General features: G+C 56.1%; 4 protein-coding genes. All 4 read right to left on the reverse strand.

From position 1 onward, the window contains the following. Positions 1 to 56: 56 nt before the first annotated feature. A complete protein-coding gene (gene lon / locus AAEZ09_RS13925) occupies positions 57 to 2,453 on the reverse strand; it encodes an endopeptidase La (RefSeq protein WP_045060166.1) in 2,397 nt (798 codons plus the stop codon). Positions 2,454 to 2,614: 161 nt separating this feature from the next. Beyond that, entirely contained in the window at positions 2,615 to 3,898 is a 1,284-nt protein-coding gene (gene clpX, locus AAEZ09_RS13930; RefSeq protein ID WP_350599792.1) for an ATP-dependent Clp protease ATP-binding subunit ClpX, read from the reverse strand. Between the two features lie 112 nt (positions 3,899 to 4,010). After that, positions 4,011 to 4,646 (reverse strand): ATP-dependent Clp endopeptidase proteolytic subunit ClpP, encoded by a 636-nt coding sequence (clpP, locus tag AAEZ09_RS13935; protein ID WP_045060165.1) that lies wholly within the window; start codon positions 4,644 to 4,646, stop codon positions 4,011 to 4,013. Between the two features lie 93 nt (positions 4,647 to 4,739). Continuing rightward, positions 4,740 to 6,050: a trigger factor gene (gene tig, locus AAEZ09_RS13940; protein ID WP_350599794.1), complete on the reverse strand. Its 1,311-nt coding sequence runs from the start codon at positions 6,048 to 6,050 to the stop codon at positions 4,740 to 4,742. Between the last annotated feature and the right edge of the window lie 464 nt (positions 6,051 to 6,514).

Below are 6,514 nucleotides of genomic sequence, written 5' to 3' on the forward strand. Positions count from 1 at the left end.
GCTTTATAACAAGGGCTCTAAAAAGCTGTCAAGGAAGCCCCCCAGGCAAATGCGTATTAATGCGTGCTAATTCTTTCCTTAGAGTCAGACTCGCGTTTTTCATCCTTTGCGACTATCTCGGGAGCCACATCAGGCAAGGGCTCCGGCGCGTATTGCAGCGCAATTTGCAGGACCTCGTCAATCCATTTAACCGGTTTGATCTGCAGATCCTGCTTAATATTGTCAGGAATTTCCTTCAGATCGCGTACGTTCTCTTCAGGAATGATCACGGTCTTGATTCCACCGCGGTGTGCCGCGAGCAGTTTTTCCTTCAGACCACCAATCGCCAGCACCTGGCCACGCAAGGTAATTTCACCGGTCATGGCGACATCCGCGCGCACCGGGATCCCAGTCAGGGCCGATACCAGGGCCGTGCACATGCCTACACCAGCGCTAGGGCCGTCCTTCGGGGTCGCCCCTTCCGGCATGTGGATGTGCGTGTCGCGCTTCTCGTGGAAATCCAGGGGAATCCCCAGGCTTTTGGCCCGGCTGCGCACCACCGTCAAAGCAGCGGTGATCGACTCGACCATCACATCACCCAGGGAACCGGTCTTGATCAACTGGCCCTTGCCTGGCACGACTGCGGCTTCGATAGTCAGCAGTTCGCCGCCCACCTGGGTCCACGCCAGCCCGGTTACCTGACCGATCTGGTCCTGGGATTCAGCCAGGCCGTAGCGGAATTTACGCACGCCCAGGAAGTGCTCCAGCATGTCGGCAGTGACCTTCACCGAGAAGCGTTTTTCCATTGCGTGCTCTTTGACCGCCTTGCGGCAAACCTTGGCTATCTGTCGCTCCAGCCCCCGTACACCGGCTTCGCGGGTGTAGTAGCGGATGATGTCGCGGATGGCTTCGGCGTCGAATTCCAGCTCACCTTTCTTCAAGCCGTTGGCAGTGATCTGCTTGGGCGAGAGGTACTTGACGGCGATGTTGATCTTCTCGTCTTCGGTGTAGCCCGGCAGACGAATCACTTCCATCCGGTCGAGCAGCGCAGGCGGGATATTCATGGAGTTGGAGGTGCACAGGAACATCACATCGGACAGGTCGTAGTCGACTTCCAGATAGTGATCGTTGAAGTTGTGGTTCTGCTCGGGGTCGAGCACTTCCAACAACGCCGACGCCGGATCGCCGCGCATGTCGCTGCCCATCTTGTCGATTTCATCGAGCAGGAACAGCGGGTTACGCACACCCACCTTTGTCATCTTTTGAATCAATCTTCCTGGCATCGAACCGATGTAAGTACGGCGATGACCACGGATTTCAGCTTCATCACGCACGCCACCGAGGGCCATGCGCACGAATTTACGGTTGGTGGCGTGGGCAATCGACTCCGCCAGGGACGTTTTACCGACCCCTGGAGGACCGACCAGGCACAACACCGGGCCGCGAATTTTCTTCACGCGTTTTTGCACGGCGAGGTATTCGAGGATCCGCTCTTTGACTTCTTCCAGGCCATAGTGGTCGGCGTCGAGGATGTCTTCGGCGCGGGCCAGATCCAGGCGAACCTTGCTCTGGGCCTTCCACGGCACCTGCACCAGCCAGTCGATGTAGGAACGCACCACGGTCGCTTCCGCCGACATCGGCGACATCTGCTTGAGCTTGTTCAATTCGCCTTGGGCCTTGGCCAGGGCATCCTTCGGCAAGCCAGCGGCATCGATGCGCTTTTTCAGCTCTTCGATTTCGTTGTGGCCTTCGTCGCTGTCGCCGAGCTCCTTCTGAATGGCCTTCATCTGCTCATTCAGGTAGTACTCGCGCTGGCTGCGCTCCATTTGTTTCTTGACCCGACCGCGAATGCGTTTTTCGACCTGCAGCAGGTCGATTTCGGCATCCAGCAGCGCGAGCACGTGCTCGACCCGGGCCGACAGATCAATGATTTCGAGGATTTCCTGCTTCTGCTCGATCTTCAGGGCCATGTGCGCGGCCATGGTGTCGACCAGGCGGCCTGGCTCGTCGATGCTGTTGAGCGACGACAGGACTTCAGCAGGGACCTTCTTGCCCAACTGCACATATTGTTCGAACTGGGCCAGCAGGCTGCGAACGAAAACTTCCGACTCGCGCTCCGGTGCGTCGACTTCGTCGATCAGGGAGACTTCTGCACGGCAATGGCCGTCCACTTCGCTGAAGCGCTCCACGGCGCCCCGCTGCTCACCTTCGACCAGAACCTTGACCGTGCCGTCAGGCAGCTTGAGCAGCTGCAGGACAGTCGCAATGGTACCTACACGGTAAAGGGCATCTTCACCGGGGTCGTCGTCAGCAGGGTTTCTCTGGGCCAGCAGAAGGATCTGCTTGTCACCCGTCATCGCGGCCTCGAGGGCTTCGATAGATTTCTCGCGCCCCACGAACAGCGGGATAACCATGTGCGGATAAACCACAACATCACGCAATGGCAGGAGAGGCAATTCGATGGTTGTCTTCATGATTTCGCCTCTACGGCGGCCATAAGGCCGTAAACAGATGGAAGTAAGCTTGAAACCAAGATGGGGGCTGCCTTGAAAAAAAACAAGCGCAATGACTGTGTTAAAACCTGCAAAAAGCAAAGGGGCCCGAAGGCCCCTTCTTTATTCCAGCTGCGTGACGCTTAAGCGTCTGGCGCGGCCTTGGCAGCCGGCTCACTGTTTTCGTAGATATACAGTGGCTTGGACTTGCCTTCTATCACGCTTTCATCGATCACCACCTTGCTCACCTCGGATTGCGAGGGGATTTCGTACATGGTGTCGAGCAGTACACCTTCGAGAATCGAGCGCAGTCCACGGGCACCGGTCTTGCGTTCCAGGGCACGTTTGGCAACCGATTTCAGCGCGTCAGCCCGGAATTCCAGGTCAACACCTTCCATCTCGAACAGCTTGGCATACTGTTTGGTCAGAGCATTTTTCGGCTCGGTGAGAATCTGCATCAGCGCAGCCTCATCAAGCTCGTCCAGCGTGGCAAGTACCGGCAGACGACCGACAAATTCCGGGATCAGACCGAACTTGACCAAATCGTCAGGCTCGACTTCACGCAGGGACTCACCGACTTTCTTGCCTTCTTCCTTGCTGCGCACTTCGGCGTTGAAACCGATGCCACCCTTGGTGGAACGGTTCTGGATGACTTTCTCCAGACCGGAGAACGCACCGCCGCAGATGAACAGGATGTTACGGGTGTCGACCTGAAGGAATTCCTGTTGCGGATGCTTGCGACCACCTTGAGGCGGAACGGAAGCGACCGTGCCTTCGATCAACTTGAGCAGCGCCTGCTGCACGCCTTCACCGGAAACGTCCCGGGTGATCGACGGGTTGTCGGACTTGCGCGAGATCTTGTCGATCTCATCGATGTAGACAATGCCCATCTGGGCCTTTTCCACGTCGTAATCGCACTTCTGCAACAACTTCTGAATGATGTTCTCGACATCTTCACCTACGTAACCCGCCTCGGTGAGGGTGGTAGCGTCGGCGATGGTGAACGGAACGTTCAGCAAGCGGGCAAGTGTTTCGGCAAGCAGGGTTTTACCCGAGCCTGTCGGGCCGATCAGCAAGATGTTGCTCTTGCCGAGTTCGACCTCGTCATTCTTTTTGTCGCGCTGGTTCAGACGTTTGTAGTGGTTGTACACCGCTACGGCCAGAACCTTCTTCGCACGCTCTTGACCAATCACATACTGATCAAGGATGCCGCTGATTTCTTTAGGCGATGGCAATTTATGCGCGCTGCTTTCGGCCTGGGCTTCCTGCACCTCCTCACGGATGATGTCGTTGCACAGGTCGACGCACTCGTCGCAAATAAAGACCGAGGGACCGGCAATCAATTTGCGCACTTCATGCTGGCTTTTGCCACAGAAGGAGCAATAAAGCAGTTTGCCGTTGTCCTCGCCGTTGCGGGTGTCAGTCATTCGATCGATCCAAATCCGATAGGCTTGCAACACAAGATGAAGGCTATTGCGGGCTTTTTCAAGTCCGCAGGTGATCAGACAAGCCGACCAGCCCTATTTTGAGCTGCTTATTTTAAGCTGGGCGCTGGGAGATCACTTCATCGATCAGCCCGTACGCACGCGCGGCTTCCGCACTCATGAAATTATCGCGGTTGGTATCGCGCTCGATTTCTTCAAGTGTGTGCCCGCTGTGCTTGGCCATCAGCGTATTGAGACGCTCGCGAATGAACAGGATTTCCTTGGCATGGATTTCGATGTCCGAAGCCTGGCCCTGGAAACCGCCCAGTGGCTGGTGAATCATCACGCGCGAGTTCGGCAGGCAGAAACGCTTGCCCGGGGCACCGGCCGTCAGCAGGAATGCGCCCATGCTGCAGGCTTGTCCAATGCAGGTGGTCGACACGTTCGGCTTGATGAATTGCATGGTGTCGTAGATCGACATGCCTGCAGTCACCGAACCGCCCGGGGAGTTGATGTAGAGATGGATGTCCTTGTCCGGATTTTCCGCTTCAAGGAATAGCAGCTGCGCACAGATCAGGTTGGCCATGTAGTCCTCTACCGGGCCAACCAGGAAAATCACGCGCTCCTTGAGAAGACGCGAGTAGATGTCATAGGCGCGCTCGCCACGAGCGGATTGCTCGACAACCATCGGGACCAGGCCGCCTGCGGCCTGGATATCAGAGTTCTGCTGAATATAAGAATTACGGAACATGCTCTGCAGTCGCTCCCAAATAGTTATGTCTTGAATACGCATAAGCCAGCGCGAAGGCTGGCTTATGGTGTGTACTTCTTAGCGCAAAAACGATCAGGCGGCTGGTGCAGCTTCTACCGGCTTGACTGCTTCTTCGTAAGAGACCGATTTGTCGGTCACGTTAGCCTTCTGCAGAACAGTATCCACAACTTGTTCTTCCAGCACAACCGAACGAACTTCGTTCAGTTGCTGGTCATTCTTGTAGTACCAGGACACGACCTGCTCAGGTTCCTGGTAGGCCGAAGCCATTTCCTGAATCATTTCGCGAACGCGGGCTTCGTCAGGCTTGAGGTCGAACTGCTTGACCACTTCAGCCACGATCAGACCCAGTACAACGCGACGCTTGGCTTGTTCTTCGAACAGCTCGGCAGGCAGTTGATCAGGCTTGATGTTGCCGCCGAATTGCTGAACAGCCTGCACACGCAGACGGTCAACTTCGTTGGACAGCAAGGCTTTTGGCACTTCGATCGGGTTGGTGGCCAGCAGACCGTCCATTACCTGATTCTTGACCTTGGACTTGATGGCCTGGCGCAGCTCGCGCTCCATATTCTTGCGAACTTCGGCGCGGAAGCCTTCCAAACCGGTTTCCTTGATGCCGAATTGAGCGAAGAATTCTTCGTTCAGTTCTGGCAGTTTCGGCTCGGAAACGCTGTTCACGGTGACGGTGAACTCAGCGGTCTTGCCGGCCAGGTCGAGGTTCTGATAGTCCTCAGGGAAGGTCAGGTTCAGAACGCGCTCTTCGCCGGCTTTAGCGCCAACCAGGCCGTCTTCGAAACCAGGGATCATGCGGCCGGAACCCAGCACCAGCTGAGTACCTTTGGCGGAACCGCCAGCGAACACTTCGCCGTCGACCTTGCCAACGAAATCGATGTTCAGCTGGTCATCGTTCTGAGCAGCGCGATCAGTTTCTTCGAAGCGGGTGTTCTGCTTGCGCAGTACGTCCAGCATCTTGTCCAGATCAGCATCAGTTACTTCAGCGCTCAGGCGCTCGACAGCGATACCTTCGAAACCGGCAACGGTGAACTCAGGGAACACTTCGAAGATGGCTACATATTCCAGATCTTTGCCAGCTTCCAGAGATTTTGGCTCGATCGAAGGAGCCCCAGCCGGGTTCAGCTTTTGCTCAACTACGGCTTCGTAGAACGAAGACTGGATCACGTCACCAACAGCTTCCTGGCGGGCATCAGCACCAAAACGGCGCTTGATTTCGCTCATTGGCACTTTGCCTGGACGGAATCCAGCAATCTTGGCCTTTTGGGCAGTCTGCTGCAGACGCTTGTTGACCTGAATCTCGATGCGCTCAGCCGGCACGGTGATGCTCATGCGGCGCTCAAGAGCAGAAGTATTTTCAACAGAAACTTGCATGGATATTCCTCGTTGCACAGACGTTGGCCGGCCGTTTCCGACCCCAGAATCAAGGGCATGCATTCTAGTAGGTCAAACTCAAGAAGTCACCCTACTGAAAACGGGTAAAAACGTGGCAGGCAATTTATAGGGGCGGATACACCAATGCAGCCCGCCCCAATGGCAAATACGGTCAATCACGCCAGGGCTCTGCACCAACCCTCCTATATATAGAAGGGGTTGCCGAGCAGACCCCGGACAACCGACCTTGCGAACAAGGCCGGCGGGGGGCGCGGCATCATCGAAAAACATAAATACGACGAAACGCCCCGCCACTACGACCCAGTAACTGCGGCCGTGAACCACTGAAACAAAAAAGGCGCCAGACTGTTAAATCTGGCGCCTTTCGAAATATGGGGTGGACGAAGGGGATCGAACCCTCGACAACGGGAGTCACAATCCCGTGCTCTACCAACTGAGCTACG

This window comes from Pseudomonas sp. 65/3-MNA-CIBAN-0223 (assembly GCF_040310425.1).
GTDB lineage: Bacteria > Pseudomonadota > Gammaproteobacteria > Pseudomonadales > Pseudomonadaceae > Aquipseudomonas > Aquipseudomonas gregormendelii.

Coding starts and splice junctions, on each gene's coding strand:
- clpP (WP_045060165.1), bottom strand. CDS start 4,646: ATGTTCCGTAATTCTTATATTCAGCAGAACTCTGATATCCAGGCCGCA.
- lon (WP_045060166.1), bottom strand. CDS start 2,453: ATGAAGACAACCATCGAATTGCCTCTCCTGCCATTGCGTGATGTTGTG.
- tig (WP_350599794.1), bottom strand. CDS start 6,050: ATGCAAGTTTCTGTTGAAAATACTTCTGCTCTTGAGCGCCGCATGAGC.
- clpX (WP_350599792.1), bottom strand. CDS start 3,898: ATGACTGACACCCGCAACGGCGAGGACAACGGCAAACTGCTTTATTGC.